Here is a 14,844-nt window from a genome sequence, read left to right as displayed (position 1 = left end):
CCCGCCTGGGCGCAGCGACCGGCCGGCTCGTCAGAGGAAGGGCTGCCAGGGATGAGGACATGCGCGATGAGGGGTTCGGCGGAGGTGGGGGCACCGGTGGTCCGGCCGGCCACCGCAGTGCAACGGAGCACGGCTGCTCCTCGGGGGTGCCGCAATGACTGAGCAGTACGTGCTGGACCTCCACGAGGTCGACGAGACCCAGGTCGCGGTCGTCGGCGGCAAGGGCGCGCACCTGGGCGGGCTGGCGCGGATCGAAGGCATCCGCGTGCCGGACGGCTTCTGCGTGACGACGGACGCCTTCCGGCGGATCACGGCGGAAGCGCCGTCGATCGACGATCTGCTCGACCGGTTGTCGCGCCTGGACCCGGACGACCGGGAGGCGGTCCGCACCCTCAGCGCGCAGATTCGCAGGACCATCGAGGAGACCGCCGTCCCGGACGATCTCGCGTCGGCGATCACCCGCGCACTCGCCCGGCACGGTGGGCAGGCCGCCTACGCCGTCCGGTCCAGCGCGACGGCGGAGGACCTGCCGACGGCCTCCTTCGCCGGCCAGCAGGACACGTACCTCAACGTCGTGGGTCCGGCGGCTGTCCTCCGGCACGTCAGCCGGTGCTGGGCCTCGCTGTTCACCGAGCGGGCCGTGGCCTACCGCCGGCGCAGCGGCGTCGACCACCGTGCGGTCCGCATGGCCGTGGTCGTGCAGCGGATGGTCTTCCCGCAGGCGGCCGGCGTCCTGTTCACGGCCGACCCCGTCACGGGCAACCGGAAGGTCGCCACCGTGGACGCCGGCTTCGGCCTCGGCGAGGCCCTGGTCTCCGGCCTGGTGAACCCGGACGTCTTCAAGGTCCGCGACGGTGACGTCGTCGCCAGGGCGGTCGCCGCCGAACAGCGTGCCGTTCGCGCCCTGCCGGCCGGCGGCACGCAGGAGGTGGCGGTCGACGCGCAGCTGCAGGGGCAGCCGGCCCTGACGGATGCCCAGGTCGTGCGGCTCGTGGAGCTCGGGCGGCGGATCGAGGCGCACTTCGGCCGCCCGCAGGACATCGAGTGGTGCCTGGTGGACGACGGCTTCCAGATCGTGCAGAGCCGGCCGATCACGACGCTGTTCCCCGTCCCCGAGGCCGACGACCAGGAGAACCACGTCTACGTCTCCGTCGGCCACGGGCAGATGATGACCGACCCCATGAGGCCCCTGGGGCTCTCCGTGTGGCAGCTGACCGCGATGGTGCCGATGCACACGGCCGGCGGGAGGCTGTTCGTCGACGTCACCCGGCGCCTGGCCTCGCCCGCAGGCCGCGCCGCCCTCCTGGACGTCATGGGGAGGGGCGATCCGCTGACGAGGGACGCCCTGGAGACCGTCCTCGACCGCGACGCCTTCGTCCCGTCGCTCCCGGACGCCGGTCCCGGCGGGCCCCCGCTCCTCGGCGCGTCCGCCCCGGTCGAGACCGATCCGGCCGTCGTCACCGGGCTGATCGAGCGCAGCCGGGCATCCGTCGCCGCCCTGGAGCGCGACATCCGGGCGAAGTCCGGACCGGCGCTGTTCGACTTTCTGCTGGAGGCCTTCGAGGAGCACAAGCGGGTCCTCGGTGATCCACTGAGCCTGCAGGCGATCATGGCGGGGATGGAGGCCACGTGGTGGCTCAACGACAAGCTGCAGGAGTGGCTGGGCGAGAAGAACGCGGCCGACACCCTCACGCTGTCCGCCCCCGGCAACGTCACCTCGGAGATGGGACTGGCGCTGCTCGACGTCGCGGACGTGATCCGCCCGCATCCGGAGGTGGTGGCGTTCCTGCAGGACGTCGAGGACGAGGGCTTCCTGGACGGGCTGGCGAAGCTCGCGGGCGGGACCGAGGCGCGCGACGCCATCGAGGGCTACCTCGACCGGTACGGCATGCGCTGCGTCGGCGAGATCGACATCACGAGGCCGCGCTGGCGCGAGCGCCCCACCACGCTCGTGCCCGTGATCCTCGACAACGTCAGGAACTTCGAGCCCGGCGCCGCCCGGCGGCGCTTCGAGGAAGGGCTGCAGAGGGCGCGGAAGAAGGAACAGGACGTGCTGTCCCGCCTGCGGGCGCTGCCGGACGGGGAGCGGAAGGCCGACGAGGCCGAGCGGATGATCGACCGTGTCCGCACCTTCATCGGGTACCGGGAGTACCCGAAGTACGGCATCGTCAGCCGCTTCTTCGTCTACAAGCAGGCGCTGCTGAGGGAGGCCGAGCGCCTCGTGCAGGACGGCGTGCTCGCGGAGAAGGAGGACATCTTCTACCTCACGTTCCAGGAACTCCGCGACGTCGTGCGTTCGAACGAGGCGGACGACCGGCTCATCCGGCAGCGCAAGGACGCGTTCCGGGCGTACCACGCGCTCACACCGCCCCGGGTGCTCACATCGGAGGGTGAGGCCGTCACCGGGGCGCACCGGCGCGACGACGTGCCGGCCGGCGCCCTGGCCGGCCTGCCGGTCTCCGCCGGGACCGTCGAGGGGAGGGCCCGCGTCATCCTGGACATGGCGGAGGCCGATCTCGAAGCGGGCGACATCCTGGTCACGGCGTTCACGGACCCCAGCTGGTCGCCGCTGTTCGTCGCGGTCGCGGGCCTGGTGACGGAGGTGGGCGGTCCGATGACCCACGGCGCGGTGATCGCCCGGGAGTACGGCCTGCCGGCCGTCGTGGGCGTGGAGGGTGCCACCCGGCTGATCCGGGACGGGCAGCGGATCCGCGTGCACGGAACCGACGGCTACGTCGAGATCCTGCCCTGACCGACTCCACCGGCGAGCCCCGTCCGCAGCTCCCGAGGACCGGTTCGGGGGACATCGGGGCAGCCGTTCGTGCCGAGGACGATCGTGACCGGGTCGGGGTGAGGCCGCTGAGGCCGGGCCGCGTCCGGAACCGCGGACCGCAGTTCCACCGCGCGGCCGGGCTCTCGGCCGGGCCGGCCGGGCCGCCGACGCCTCGGTGACGTCGTTCGCCCACCGGGACGCCGAGCGGCCCGGCACCGGGTTGCCGGTGCCGGGCCCCTCGTGTGCCGGGCCGCTCGTGTGCGGAGCGCCGGCTGTCAGCCCTGGCGGGCCTTGAACCGCGGGTCCTTCTTGTTGATCACGAACGTCGCGCCGCGCCGCCGCACCACCTGGGCGCCGGGCCTGTTCTTCAGCGAACGCAACGACTTGCGAACCTTCACTGCGGTCTCCTTCCGTACGATCGAACCAGGTCCGCCGTCGACGGCGGACCTGGGCGGTGCCTCCGCAGCGCCGCCCGAGCCGTTGCACCCGTCCCGCGGTGTCGCGGTGTCCGCGGCACGGCAGCTGCCGTGGGGGAGCGGGTGGCTCGCCGACGAGACCTCGACGTCGACGACCGGATGCGTGCCGTTGCCCTTCCCCTCCGCCGTGCGCTGCGCTGCGACGGGTGGGGGTACGGGCCGTGCGAAGCCTGCCGCACGGCCGCGGAGAGCGGCGGTGCGGGAGACAGGATGAGTGCCGTGCCGTGTGGCGGTGCCCTTCCCGGATGCCTCCGTCGCCGGGCGACAGGGGCAGGGGTGGGGGCAGAGGCAGAAGGTCAGCGTTCCTCGCGGAAGACGACGTGCGCGCCGGCCACCGGGTCGTACTTGCGCAGGACCAGCCGGTCGGGGTCGTTGAGGCGGTTCTTGCGGGTCGTGTAGGTGACGCCGGTGCCGGCCGTCGACCTCAGCGTGACGACGGGCCGCGTGGTGCTGCGTGCCATGAGGTGCCCCTTTCACGTGCACCCGAGTCTGCTGACTCGAGCATGTCAGTCACGCTGCACAACGGCATCCACCGGTCCCGCATTCCCGGCGTCGCCGGTGGGCGGTCCCGGCACACGCGGACCACCGGCCCCCTGGAGCGCCTCTCCGCCCGCCGCGCCCCGCCCCGGGGGTACGGTGGCGTCTCCCGCGCCGGTATCCGCGCGGTCGGCGGGCAGGTGGTGGCCACCCCGATGCCCGGGCGGCTGCCGTGCAGCCCCCCGTTGCAGCGCCACCGGCGTCACCTGCGTGACCGGGCCTGGGCAGAGCCGTCCTCGCCCTGCACCCGGCGGCGTCGGGCCGAGGGCGGAAAAGCCGCAGTGGGTCCCGGCCGGCACACGCCGGTCGGGCCCCCCTGCGGTGCGGGTGTCGGCTCGTCGCCTGTCCCGCCTGTCCCGCCTGTCCCGCCGGTCAGACGGGCACAGGGGCGCCGAGCGTCACCGAGGCCTGCTGGAGCGGACTGAGGACGCGCGCGGGGGCGGCCTCGGGGAGGGTGCGGCAGGTGAAGCCGAGCCGGGTCATGGCCCGGATGACTTCGGCGGCGCTGAAGTCACGGCGGTCCTGGCGGGTGATGACCTGGCCGACCTGCTTGACGGGGTAGTGGCGCCGGCCGATGATCACCGACGCGCCGGTACCCGGTTCGGGCTTGACGCCCTTCATCGATTCCAGCACGCCGCTCCTGGTGAGTTCGAAGGGGAAGCGGGCGATGACGCAGCGCATGTGGCCTCACAGCGAGAGGAGGGGAACGGTCCGGCCGGGGTGGGGTCGGCGGGGGAGGCCGAGGACGCCCCGGGTGCCGCCCTCCGCACCGGCCGCGGACAGGGTGCCGGGACGGCGCGGCGCCTGCGAGCCGAAGCGGCTGCCGCCCTTCCCGGCGTCGTCACTGCCGTTGCGGGTGCGGGCGGAGCGGTCGTTCGTCCGTGTGCGGTTCATGCGGAACCCTCCTCGATGCGGCACCTATCAAGGAATTCCCGCCCCGATGAACGGCATGGAGAACAACACGTATGAACCGGCGGCAAAAGAATGCGGATCCGTCCGGCGGGGACCTCCGGGGGCGCAGGTGCCGGAACGGGTGACGCGACGGGGGATTCGGGATCCGGGCGCCGGCCGCGGCGCAGCCCCCAGGATGCGCCTGCATCCCCGAAGGGACGCCGCGCGCGGCGGGGCGGCGGATTCCTCCGGTCGTCCCGCGGGTGAATCTGCTGCGGGGGCCGCGTGCGGCTGGGGCCCGCACCCCGGAGGATGCGGGCCCCGGCTGCGGATGGTGCGCGGGCGTCAGGCCGGAACGATGTTCTCGGCCGTCGGGCCCTTCTGGCCCTGCGCGATGTCGAAGTTCACCTTCTGGCCCTCCTGAAGCTCACGGAAGCCCTGGGCGGCGATGTTCGAGTAGTGGGCGAACACGTCGGCGCCGCCGCCGTCCTGCTCGATGAAACCGAAGCCCTTTTCCGCGTTGAACCACTTCACGGTACCGGCGGCCATGTCATGTCTCCTTTGGGGCAATACATCGGAATCCACACCGTGAGGACACCGTGTCGCCGCGATGATCACCCCGCCCGGAAAACGACCGGAAATACAGAAGCGCTCCCGCCGGCAGGAGCCGGGCGGGGGCACTTGAAGTTTTGGGAACCACAACTGCAACCGAGATCGACGGTAGCACGCCGCGACGGGCCGTGCGCGCCGCGAAATTCCATTTCCTCCATCGCGGCAAGAACTCTCGCCGCGTGGTCGGTGGAACTCTCACCTCGCGGGCGCAGATACGGAGCGACTCGGTCGGTGATCCCGGGCTCGGCCGTCCGGCTCCGCGCGCCGGCGCGGGACTGAAGGTGGTCGCGTGGGGTCGGGGCTGGTCCCCCGGCGGCCGAGAAGCGTCCTCGGTGGTCCTGGTGCGGTGGGACATGCGCGGGTCGGCGGGTCGGCCGACGCCGGGAGGGGCGTGCGGGAGCGGGTCCGGCCTCGGGCCGTGGAGCGTGTCGAGGACGGGCAGAGAGGCCGGGAGGCCGCTGCCGCGTTGCCGGGGCCCGGGGTGTTCCGTGCTGGTGGGCGGCCCGGTGGGCTGGGCGTGTTCCGTGCTGGTGGGCGGCCCGGTGGGCTGGGCGTGTTCCGTGCTGGTGGGCGGCCCGGTGGGCAGCGGGCGGGGGTCCCGGGTGTCGTGCGCCGGGGGTTCCGGGATTCCGGTTCGCCGGGGGTGGCCGCGGCGGGCCGCGCGTGAACTTTTCCGGTCGGGTCTGCAACTCCCTGGTGCGGGGCCGCCGTGTGCGGCCGCCGTCACGTTGCCGACAGGAGTGGTGATTTGTCGATATTTCGGAGATCCGTGCCGCGTCGGCGGGGCTGGTCGGCCGCCTGTGCGGCGCTGCTGAGCACCGCCGTCCTGACCGCGTTCGGCGCCCCGGCCCCGGACCCGGCCGGCACCGGGGGGAGCGCGGAGCCGTCGGCCGCCGGTGGGCCGTCCGGTGGTGTCGAGCGGCTGTGCGGTCCGCCCGGGCCGCACGAGTTCACCTGCTTCGGCCTGCGCCGTACCGGCCTCACACCGCGCAGGGGCCTGCGGTCCGCCCAGGACGCCCCCCAGGGATTCGGCCCGGCCGACCTGCGCAGCGCCTACGGTCTGCCCGCCGACGGGGGGGCGGGTGCGACCATCGCGGTCGTCGACGCCTTCGACAACCCGAACGCCGAGGCCGACCTGGCCGTCTACCGCACGCAGTACGGGCTGCCCGCCTGCACCACCGCGAACGGCTGTTTCACCAAGGTCGACCAGCGCGGCGGAACCGGCTACCCCGCCCCGGACCCGGGCTGGGCCGGCGAGATCTCGCTCGACCTGGACATGGTCTCCGCCGTGGCCCCCCGTGCGCGGATCCTGCTGGTCGAGGCCGACACGGCCGGCATCGACGCGCTGGGGAGCGCCGTGGACCGGGCGGTGGCCCTCGGCGCCCGGTACGTCTCCAACTCCTACGGCTCCAACTACCTCTACTACCCCGAGGACCCCGCGGAGTCCGCGGCGGACGCGCACTACGACCACCCGGGCGTCGCGGTGGTCGCCTCCTCCGGCGACAACCGCTACGGCGTCGCCTACCCCGCCGCCTCCCCGCACGTCACGGCGGTCGGCGGCACCACGCTCGCCAGGGACCCGTCCGCCTCGCGCGGCTGGTCCGAGTCGGTGTGGAGCCACGACGGCGGCGGCACCGGTTCCGGCTGCTCCCGGTACGAGCCCAAGCCGGCCTTCCAGCGGGACACCGGCTGCCCCGGACGCACCGTCGCCGACGTCTCCGCGGTGGCCGACCCGGCCACGGGTGTCGCCGTCTACGACACCTACGGCGCGTCCGGCGGCTGGGGCGTCGCCGGCGGCACCAGCGCCTCGGCGCCGATCATCGCGGGCGTGTACGCGGACGCGGGAACCCCGGTCGCCGGGAGCTACCCCGCCGTCTACCCGTACGCCGCCGGCGGCTCCGGACTCCACGACGTGACGACGGGGTCGAACGGGAGGTGCGCGCCGGCGTACCTGTGCACCGCGGGCGCCGGCTACGACGGCCCCACGGGCCTGGGCACCCCGGACGGGACGGCGGCCTTCCGGATGGGGCCGCACGGCACGCTCTCCGGGACGGTCACCGACGGCGCCACCGGCGCGCCGGTCGCCGCGGCCCTGGTGACAGCGGGCATCCGCACCGCCACCACCGACGGCCGGGGCCGCTACACCCTGCCGCTGCCGGCCGGCAGCCCCGGGGTCCGGGTGACCGCCTACGGCTACGCGCCGGGCGGGGCGCCGGAGGTCCCCGTCGCCGACGGCGGCGCCACGACCCGGGACTTCGCGCTGCGCAGGCTCGCCACCCACCGTGTCTCGGGCACCGTCACCGACGGGTCGGGCCACGGCTGGCCGCTCCACGCGAGGATCACCGTGGACGGGGTGCCGGGCGCCCCCGTGTGGTCCGACGCCCTGACCGGGGCGTACCGCCTGGACCTGCCCGAGAACCACACCTACACCCTGCGGGTCGTCAGCGACGACACCCACTACCGCTCCCTCGTCCGGCAGGTGGCGGTGCGGGACGCCGACCGGACCCTCGGGCTGGCGCTGCCCGCCGACACCTGGGCGGACGGGAACCCGGCGTACACCCTGAGGGTGGACACCCTGGACACCCAGTCCTTCGACTCGCCCGCCGGGGCCCCGCGGGGCTGGGAGGTGGTCGACGCCGCGGGCACCGGGCACGGCTGGGCCTTCGACGACCCGGGCGGCCGGGGCAACACCACCGGGGGCTCCGGCGGGTTCGCCGTCGCCGACAACAGCCACGCCGGCCGGGACACGCCCCTGGACACCCTGCTGGTCAGCCCGGCGTACGACTTCCGCCGCGCGGGCGACCCCGAGCTGGCGTTCAGCACCGACTACGAGGGGGCCGCCGACCAGTCCGGCGACGTGGAGGTCACCGCCGACGGCGGCAGGACCTGGACCGCGGTGTGGCACCAGGACCAGCTGTGGGCGGGCGGCCGGGTGGAGATCCCGCTGACGGCCTACGCCGGGAAGGGGGCGGTGCGGGTGCGCTTCCACTACACCGGGCCGGGCATGCTGTGGGCCGTCGACGACGTGACGGTCGCCGAGCGGGTCCTCACGCCCGTCCGGGGCGGCGTGCTCACGGGCACCGTCACCGACGCGAACACCGGACGGGGCCTGGTCGGCGCGGTCGTGCGCACCGGTTCCCCGGACGGGCCCTCGGCGGTGACGGCGGCGACCGCCGGTGATCCGCGGGTCGGCGACGGCCTGTACCGGCTGTTCGTCCCCGGCGGCGGCCGGCGCACCTTCACGGCGTCCTCGCCCGCCTACCGTCCGGCCTCCCGCACGGTGGCCGTGGCCGACGACCGGGCCGCCGCGGCCTCCTTCGTCCTCGCCGCGGGCCGGCTGTCGGTCGGGGCCGCCCGCATCGAGGCGGCCGCCACCGCGCACGGCGTGGTGGTGCGGAGGGTGACGGTGCGCAACAGCGGCACCGCTCCCGCGACGCTGCGGATCGGCGAGCGCACCGGGGCCGGGCCCGGCGCCGCGGCTCCGGGCACCGCCTGGCGCGGGCTGCCCGACCTGCCCGTCCCCGTGATGGACAACGCGGTGGAGAGCTACCGGGGCAGGGTCTACTCCGCTCTCGGATCGTCGGACGGCCGCACTCCCACCGCGGGTCTCTACGTCTACGACCCGTCGGCGGGAGCCTGGACACGGGGTGCCGACGCCCCCGAGCCCCGGCAGGCCGCCGCGCACGGCCTCATCGGCGGCCGTCTCTACACCGTGGGCGGCTGGGCCGCCGGGGAGGCCGTGAGCCGCACCATGCAGGTGTACGACGTCGCCGGCGGCACCTGGACCCGGGGCCCCGGCATCCCCGAGGGGCGCTTCGGGGCGGCGGGCGCGGTGCTCGACGGGCGGCTCTACGTGGTCGGCGGATGCACCAACGCCCAGTGCTCGAGGACGGTGTACGTCTTCGACCCGGGTTCGCGCAGGTGGTCCAGGGCCGCGGACTATCCGCAGTCGGTCGGCTGGGCCTCGTGCGGCGCGGTCAGCGGCCGGCTGTACTGCGCGGGCGGCATCCACGACTACGTCGAGACCGGTGCCGGGTACGTCTTCGACCCGGGGTCCGACAGCTGGCGGCCCATCGCGGACATGCCGGTGGGGCTGGCCGCCGGCGCCTACGCGGCCGCGGACGGGCAGCTCCTGGTGTCCGGGGGCTTCAAGCGGGTCGGGGTGAACCGGGTCCTCACCGCGCAGGGGTACGCCTACGACCCGGGCGCGGACGCCTGGAGCGCGCTGCCGGACGCGCCCACCGCGGTCTACCGCGGCGGAGGCGCCCCCGGCCTGTACCGGGTGGGCGGCAGCGCCCAGAGCCGCTTCCCCGTCCCGGTGGCCTCCGCGGACCTGCTCCCGGGGTACGACGGGACCGAGTCGGACGTGCGCTGGCTGTCGGAGAGTCCGCGCCGGCTGACGCTGCGGCCGGGGCGGAGCGCCTCGTTCACGGTGAGGCTGAGCGCGCGCGGGGCCGGCGGGTCCGGTGACTGGTCGGCCTCCCTGGTCCTGGGCAGCGACACCCCGTACTGGGTGCCGGCCGTCCCGGTCCGCCTGCGCGTGGTGGGGCGCCGCACCCGGTAGCGCCGTGCGGTCCGTGGGACCGCGTCCCCGGGCGGGCGGTCGCGCCGCCCGGGGGCGCGGCGGCCGCCGTGGGCTGCGCCCCGGTCCTCGGGCCTGCCGGGTTCGGCCGCCCGCCTGCGCCTCCGTGCCCGGGCGGGGCTGCGTCGGAGGGCTCCCGGCCGTCGTCCGGCCGGGGGACCTGCACTGCCGGGTCCCCGCCGGCCCCGCGGCGGCCGGCCGGTCACCGTCCCGCCCCGCCCCGCCCCGGGGTGCGGGTGCGGTGCGGGACGGGACGGGACGGTGCGGGTGTGTTCGCTGTCAGGCGGTGAGGCCGTGCTTGAGGGCGGTGGCGATCTTGACGACGCGCTCGGCCTGGATGCGGGCGGCGGTGCGGGTGGCGTCGCCGACCGGGTTGTTGCCCTGGGCGTCGACGTGGGAGGTGCCGTAGGGGTTGCCGTCGACGAACTTGGCGGGGTCGGTGTAGCCGGGGGCGACGATGATGCCGCCGAAGTGGTGGAAGGAGTTGTAGAGCGCGAGGAGGGTGGACTCCTGGCCGCCGTGGGTGGTGGCGGAGGAGGCGAAGCCGCTGTAGACCTTGTCGGCGAGCTTGCCCTGGGCCCACAGGCCGCCGAGGGTGTCGATGAACTGCTTGAGCTGGGAGGCGATGTTGCCGAAGCGGGTGGGGGAGCCGAAGATCACGGCGTCGGCCCACTCGATGTCGGCGGCGGTGGCCTCGGCGACGTCCGCGGTGGCGGCGCGGTTGGCGGCCCAGGCGGGGTTGGACTCGATGGCGGCCTGGGGGGCCAGCTCGGCGGCCTTGACCAGGCGGACCTCGGCGCCGGCCTTCTCGGCGGCCTGGGCGATCTCCTTGGCGATCTCGGTGATGGTGCCGGTCGAGGAGTAGTAGACGACGGCGAGCTTGACGGGGGTGGTCATGGCGGTTTCCTCCTGGGGGGTGTGCGGGGCGGTGGTGGTGCGGGTGCGGCGGAAGAGGCCCATGGCGGTGGCTTCTCTGTGTGCGGGCCGGTGGGGCGGGTGGGCGCGGCGGGGCGGCGGGGCGCCGCCGTGCCGACTGGTTGAAGGATAAACAGTTGTGGCGGGAGATGTCGACCCGGCAGGCCGGGTGCGGACTGCGACCGGCGGATGAGCCGCAGCGGCCGGGCCGACGGCCGTGCGCGACGAGCGCCAGGGGGCGGTCGGCGGGTGAGGTCGCCCCCTGGGTGCGGACACCTCTGGCCACCGGGTCCGCGGATCCCTGAGGGGGCCCCGGGTGGGACGTCCGTCGAAGTGCGGCGGCGAGTTCCTGCGGGGTGCGGTGGCGCTGCTGCGGTCCGCAGGAGGGGTGGGACGGGGCGGCCGGGTCGCCGGCGTGGGGCTCGAGGTGCACCGGGAGGCGCTGCGGATGCGGGTGCGCCGCTTCGAGCACGTGGACACGGCCTGCGGCGGGGTGTGCGCGGACGGGCACGCTGAGTCGGCCTGCCGGGCCGGCGGTCCGCATCGGGTGGGCGGTGCGGCGCCGTTTCCGGGCGGCGGGTGCATGCCGGCGGCCTGCTCGGCGGACACCCCTCGGCGCCGACGGCCGGAGCGGCATCTCGCAGCGTGGAGCGGAGGCCGTCGCCGTGTTCGAAGGACCGCCACAGGGGCGACCGGCTCGGATGCCTCGAGGACGATCAGCGGAGGTCGGCCGCCGAACTCGGTCCGAGGGGCGGGTGCGTCATCGTGATCTGCGGGTTCCTGTGGGCCGGGCGTCAGGCGGGGGAGAGTCGAGGGCTTGGAGGATGCGCCGCCCGATGCTGCCCACCCGGGCGAGCTCCTCGCGGCTCATCGTGTCGATCACGAGGCGCCGCACGGTCGCGACATGGCCGGGCGCCGTCTCGACGACCTTCCGCCATCCCTCGTCGGTGAGTGTGGCGTTGGTGAAGCGTCCGTCCTCCGCGCAGGGTTCGCGGTGCACCCAGCCATGTCCTTCCAGGCGGTCCACCACGTGGGCGATCCGGGAGGAGGAGGCGCTGACCTGGGCTGCCAGCTCATGCATGCGCAAGGTTCGCGCCGGTGCCTGGGAGAGCTGGGTGAGGACCTGGAAGTCGAAGTGCCGAAGGCCGGCGTCGCGGACCAGCTGTGCGTCGAGCGCGTGGGGCAGTCTGGTCAGGACGTGGGCGATCTGCAGCCAGGTGTCCATCTCCTGCTCGTCCAGCCAGTCCGGTTCGGTCACGGGGACCACGGTACCGGCGATCAGTTGACGCTTCAAATACCTCGGACGTACGGTGAGCTGAAGCTTCAGTTCACCGTGTGACCGATGAGCTGAACCTTCAGTTCACCGACGGAGCGCGGACCCCCCGAAAGGCGCAGCCATGACCTCCATCGCAGTGCGGGGAGCGCCCGGACATGCCGGGGCCGCATCGTCGAAGGAGCGCTGCGCCGGGGCCGTGATGCGAGGGCGGTCGACCGCGGAGGGGCACACGGGGCCAGGCCGGGAGTGGCCGTCCGCGCCGGACCGGTCTGCGACCCGGCCCCCTGGCCGACCCGCCGCCACGTCCGACGTGATCGTCTCGTCGCGGCCCCGGGCCCGAACGCCGGCACCCTCGCCACGGCCGTCCCCTCCGTGCTGGGGACGGTCCCGCGCACCGGGCCACGGCTGGCCGCAGCGGGGGTGCCGGCAGCCTGCGCGCGGGTCCCGACGGACCGCTGTCGCCCGACACTCCCGCCGTTCCCCGAGTGCCTGCACCTGGTGGTCGCACGGAAGGAAGTCCTGGACGTCCTGCGTGCCGCAGGCTCCGGAGCAGGCCGGTTCCTCCCCGGCGCGGCTGCCGACTTCGGCAGCCGTGCGCCCGGTGGGCCAACGGGCACCCACCGCGTCGGCAGGGACCGGCTGCTGGCCGGCGCGCAGGGGAAGTCCATGACCCCCGGGCCTGATGCCGCCATGGCGCCGGTCGACGAGATCGGGACCCCGCCCGCCGCAGCACCCGGTTCTGCGTCGCCCGCTGAACCGATTCCCCGCCATCAGAGAAGGAAGCCGTCATGACCCCACCCGCCACCCCTGTCCTCTACCTGAGCCACGGCGCACCGTCACTCGCCGACGACTCGTTGTGGACCTCGGAACTCGCGACCTGGTCGGCGGACCTGCCGCGGCCGACCGCGATCCTCATCGTCTCGGCGCACTGGGAGGCCGCCCCGGTGACACTCGGGGCCACCGAGACGATCCCCCTGCTCTACGACTTCGGCGGCTTCCCTCAGCGCTACTACGACGTGCGGTACCCGGCGCCGGGAGCCCCGGCCCTCGCGTCGACCGTGCGGCGCCTTCTGGGCGCGGCCCAGGTGCAGGTGCACGACGAACCCCGACGCGGCCTCGACCACGGGGCCTACGTACCCCTGGTGGAGATGTACCCGGACGCCGACATCCCCACCCTGCAGATGTCCATGCCCTCCCTCGACCCCCGCATGCTGTACAGGGTGGGCACCGCCCTGGCCCCGCTCAGGGACGAGGGTGTCCTGATCGTCGGAAGCGGGTTCACCACCCACAACATCCGGCTGGCCTTGCGGAACCCGTCGCCCGGGGCGGTACCCGCATGGTCCGCAGAGTTCGACCAGTGGGTCCACGAGGCGATCGCCTCGAAGGACCTCGACAGTCTCTTCGACTTTCGGCGGAAGGCGCCTGCCGCAGGCATCGCCCACCCCACGGTCGAGCACTTCGCTCCCTTGTTCGTCAGCCTCGGAGCCGCGGCGCAGTCGTCGGACAGCGGACGGTCGGTGATCGACGGGTTCTGGTACTCGATGTCCAAGCGGTCCTGGCAGTTCGGCTGACATCGCCGCGCACCCGGCGGACACAGCCGTCCCGCCTCCGTGGCGGGCGGTGGCAAGGGGGGCGATGAGCCGTCCTGTACGGCGGGCTCCCGGCCGTCGGCGGGCCTCTCCCCGGAGCCCGCCGCGACGGCACCGTCTGCCGGGAATCGGGGCCGGCCGGTGCGGTACGCGCCGGCATCCCCGTGTCCCGCTGCCGTGCCGGCCTCGGCGGCGGGGCCGGCCTCGGCGTCGGGGCCGTTCTCGCGCATCCACGTCGTGCAGACCTGCCGCCCGCGGACCGCCGGGCGCCGTGCCCGGCGGGCGGCGGTCGGGCCCTCCGGTCAGCGTCTCCGAGGGCGTCCCCCGGCCCCGGTGACGCCCTCTCGGGCCACCCGGTCGCCGAGGGTCCGGCAGCCGTGCCGGCCCCCGGGGCCGGCGGCCCCGTCGCAGGACCGCGGACGACGTGACGGGGCCGTCACGGCGTCGGTGGCCGGACGGCTCCGGCCGGCCCGCGCCCGGCCCGCCCTGCCGGGCGGGCCCGCGTACGACGGCCCACCCCGATCCCGTCGCCGACCGCGGCGCCCTCCCGGCGCCACGGGCGTCGATCCGCGGTCCGGCTTCACCGGGCGAGAAGCGCCGCCTCGTCGGCCCGTCGGGCGACGTCCGCCGCGGCGCTGCCGGCGCGGCCGGTGACCTTCCACGCCGCCATGCGCAGGGCGACGGCGGGTGAGGGCGGGAAGACGCCGAGCTGGCCGAGCATGGTGATGTCGTCCCGTACGGCCTCGTGGCCCGTCACCCGGCCGTCGCGGACGTCGAGCACGTGGATCTGCTCGAAGTCGATGTCCCTGCCGGTCGGGGGCACGGCCTGGTCGAGCGATCCGTCCTTGAAGCGGACGAAGGGGCCCGTGTGGTGTCCCTGCATCCGGAGCCGGACCCACACCTGGCGGTCGTTGCCGGCCACGTCGAGGATCTCGAAGTGCAGGCCGGTGAACGCCGAGCGCATCCAGGCCCCCGAGGCCAGGACGCCGGCCGGTCCCGGCGCGGCGCAGGCGGCGGGTGCGACGGTCGCCTCACGGTTGCGGAAGTCGTCGGAGACCACCGCGGCGGCCAGGGCCGCGTCGCCCGTCTCCAGGACGCGGAAGAGGCCACGGGCGAGGTCGTCGGTGTTCATGGTCATGATCGTGGGTGTGCCTTTCGTCCAGCGGTGAATCTGCGCGGTTCGGACACGCGCA

At 74.7% G+C, this 14,844-nt stretch carries 11 protein-coding genes; 3 read left to right on the top strand and 8 right to left on the bottom strand.

The window, feature by feature from the left end; genetic code table 11:
• Positions 1-154: 154 nt before the first annotated feature.
• Complete coding sequence (gene rph / locus ACFY07_RS19850) at positions 155-2,752, top strand: rifamycin-inactivating phosphotransferase (protein ID WP_390870165.1); 2,598 nt, start codon at positions 155-157, stop codon at positions 2,750-2,752.
• A 296-nt stretch (positions 2,753-3,048) separates the two neighbouring features.
• Here rph and ykgO read toward each other — a convergent pair whose 3' ends face one another.
• From ykgO to ACFY07_RS19825, 5 genes are all read right to left on the bottom strand, one after another.
• Positions 3,049-3,171: a type B 50S ribosomal protein L36 gene (gene ykgO / locus ACFY07_RS19845; RefSeq protein WP_390870163.1), complete on the bottom strand. Its 123-nt coding sequence runs from the start codon at positions 3,169-3,171 to the stop codon at positions 3,049-3,051.
• A 374-nt stretch (positions 3,172-3,545) separates the two neighbouring features.
• Entirely contained in the window at positions 3,546-3,710 is a 165-nt protein-coding gene (gene rpmG / locus ACFY07_RS19840) for a 50S ribosomal protein L33 (RefSeq protein ID WP_230652302.1), read from the bottom strand.
• A gap of 448 nt (positions 3,711-4,158) precedes the next feature.
• Positions 4,159-4,467, bottom strand: coding sequence for an SCO5918 family protein (locus ACFY07_RS19835; protein ID WP_230652300.1), 309 nt, complete (start codon positions 4,465-4,467; stop codon positions 4,159-4,161).
• A gap of 6 nt (positions 4,468-4,473) precedes the next feature.
• A complete protein-coding gene (locus tag ACFY07_RS19830; protein WP_390870161.1) occupies positions 4,474-4,680 on the bottom strand; it encodes a hypothetical protein in 207 nt (68 codons plus the stop codon).
• 342 nt (positions 4,681-5,022) lie between these two features.
• On the bottom strand, positions 5,023-5,226 hold the full coding sequence (locus ACFY07_RS19825; RefSeq protein ID WP_390870159.1) for a cold-shock protein: 204 nt from the start codon (positions 5,224-5,226) through the stop codon (positions 5,023-5,025).
• A gap of 832 nt (positions 5,227-6,058) precedes the next feature.
• On the opposite strand from ACFY07_RS19825, the gene ACFY07_RS19820 reads away from it, so the two are divergent.
• On the top strand, positions 6,059-9,853 hold the full coding sequence (locus ACFY07_RS19820; protein WP_390870157.1) for a carboxypeptidase regulatory-like domain-containing protein: 3,795 nt from the start codon (positions 6,059-6,061) through the stop codon (positions 9,851-9,853).
• Positions 9,854-10,150: 297 nt separating this feature from the next.
• On the opposite strand, the gene wrbA is transcribed toward ACFY07_RS19820, so the two are convergent.
• Positions 10,151-10,768, bottom strand: coding sequence for an NAD(P)H:quinone oxidoreductase (gene wrbA / locus ACFY07_RS19815; protein WP_390870347.1), 618 nt, complete (start codon positions 10,766-10,768; stop codon positions 10,151-10,153).
• A gap of 778 nt (positions 10,769-11,546) precedes the next feature.
• Positions 11,547-12,044: a MarR family winged helix-turn-helix transcriptional regulator gene (locus tag ACFY07_RS19810; protein WP_390870155.1), complete on the bottom strand. Its 498-nt coding sequence runs from the start codon at positions 12,042-12,044 to the stop codon at positions 11,547-11,549.
• Between the two features lie 806 nt (positions 12,045-12,850).
• Here ACFY07_RS19810 and ACFY07_RS19805 point away from each other — a divergent pair.
• Positions 12,851-13,633, top strand: a complete 783-nt coding sequence (locus ACFY07_RS19805) for a dioxygenase (RefSeq protein WP_390870153.1) — start codon at positions 12,851-12,853, stop codon at positions 13,631-13,633.
• 598 nt (positions 13,634-14,231) lie between these two features.
• On the opposite strand, the gene ACFY07_RS19800 is transcribed toward ACFY07_RS19805, so the two are convergent.
• Positions 14,232-14,783: an ester cyclase gene (locus ACFY07_RS19800; protein ID WP_390870152.1), complete on the bottom strand. Its 552-nt coding sequence runs from the start codon at positions 14,781-14,783 to the stop codon at positions 14,232-14,234.
• Between the last annotated feature and the right edge of the window lie 61 nt (positions 14,784-14,844).

This window comes from Streptomyces sp. NPDC001380 (genome assembly GCF_042895785.1).
GTDB lineage: Bacteria > Actinomycetota > Actinomycetes > Streptomycetales > Streptomycetaceae > Peterkaempfera.
This window is presented reverse-complemented; position numbering and strand designations above follow the sequence as displayed.

Coding starts and splice junctions, on each gene's coding strand:
- rph (WP_390870165.1), top strand. CDS start 155: ATGACTGAGCAGTACGTGCTGGACCTCCACGAGGTCGACGAGACCCAG.
- rpmG (WP_230652302.1), bottom strand. CDS start 3,710: ATGGCACGCAGCACCACGCGGCCCGTCGTCACGCTGAGGTCGACGGCC.
- ACFY07_RS19835 (WP_230652300.1), bottom strand. CDS start 4,467: ATGCGCTGCGTCATCGCCCGCTTCCCCTTCGAACTCACCAGGAGCGGC.
- ACFY07_RS19830 (WP_390870161.1), bottom strand. CDS start 4,680: ATGAACCGCACACGGACGAACGACCGCTCCGCCCGCACCCGCAACGGC.
- ACFY07_RS19825 (WP_390870159.1), bottom strand. CDS start 5,226: ATGGCCGCCGGTACCGTGAAGTGGTTCAACGCGGAAAAGGGCTTCGGT.
- wrbA (WP_390870347.1), bottom strand. CDS start 10,768: ATGACCACCCCCGTCAAGCTCGCCGTCGTCTACTACTCCTCGACCGGC.
- ACFY07_RS19805 (WP_390870153.1), top strand. CDS start 12,851: ATGACCCCACCCGCCACCCCTGTCCTCTACCTGAGCCACGGCGCACCG.
- ACFY07_RS19800 (WP_390870152.1), bottom strand. CDS start 14,783: ATGAACACCGACGACCTCGCCCGTGGCCTCTTCCGCGTCCTGGAGACG.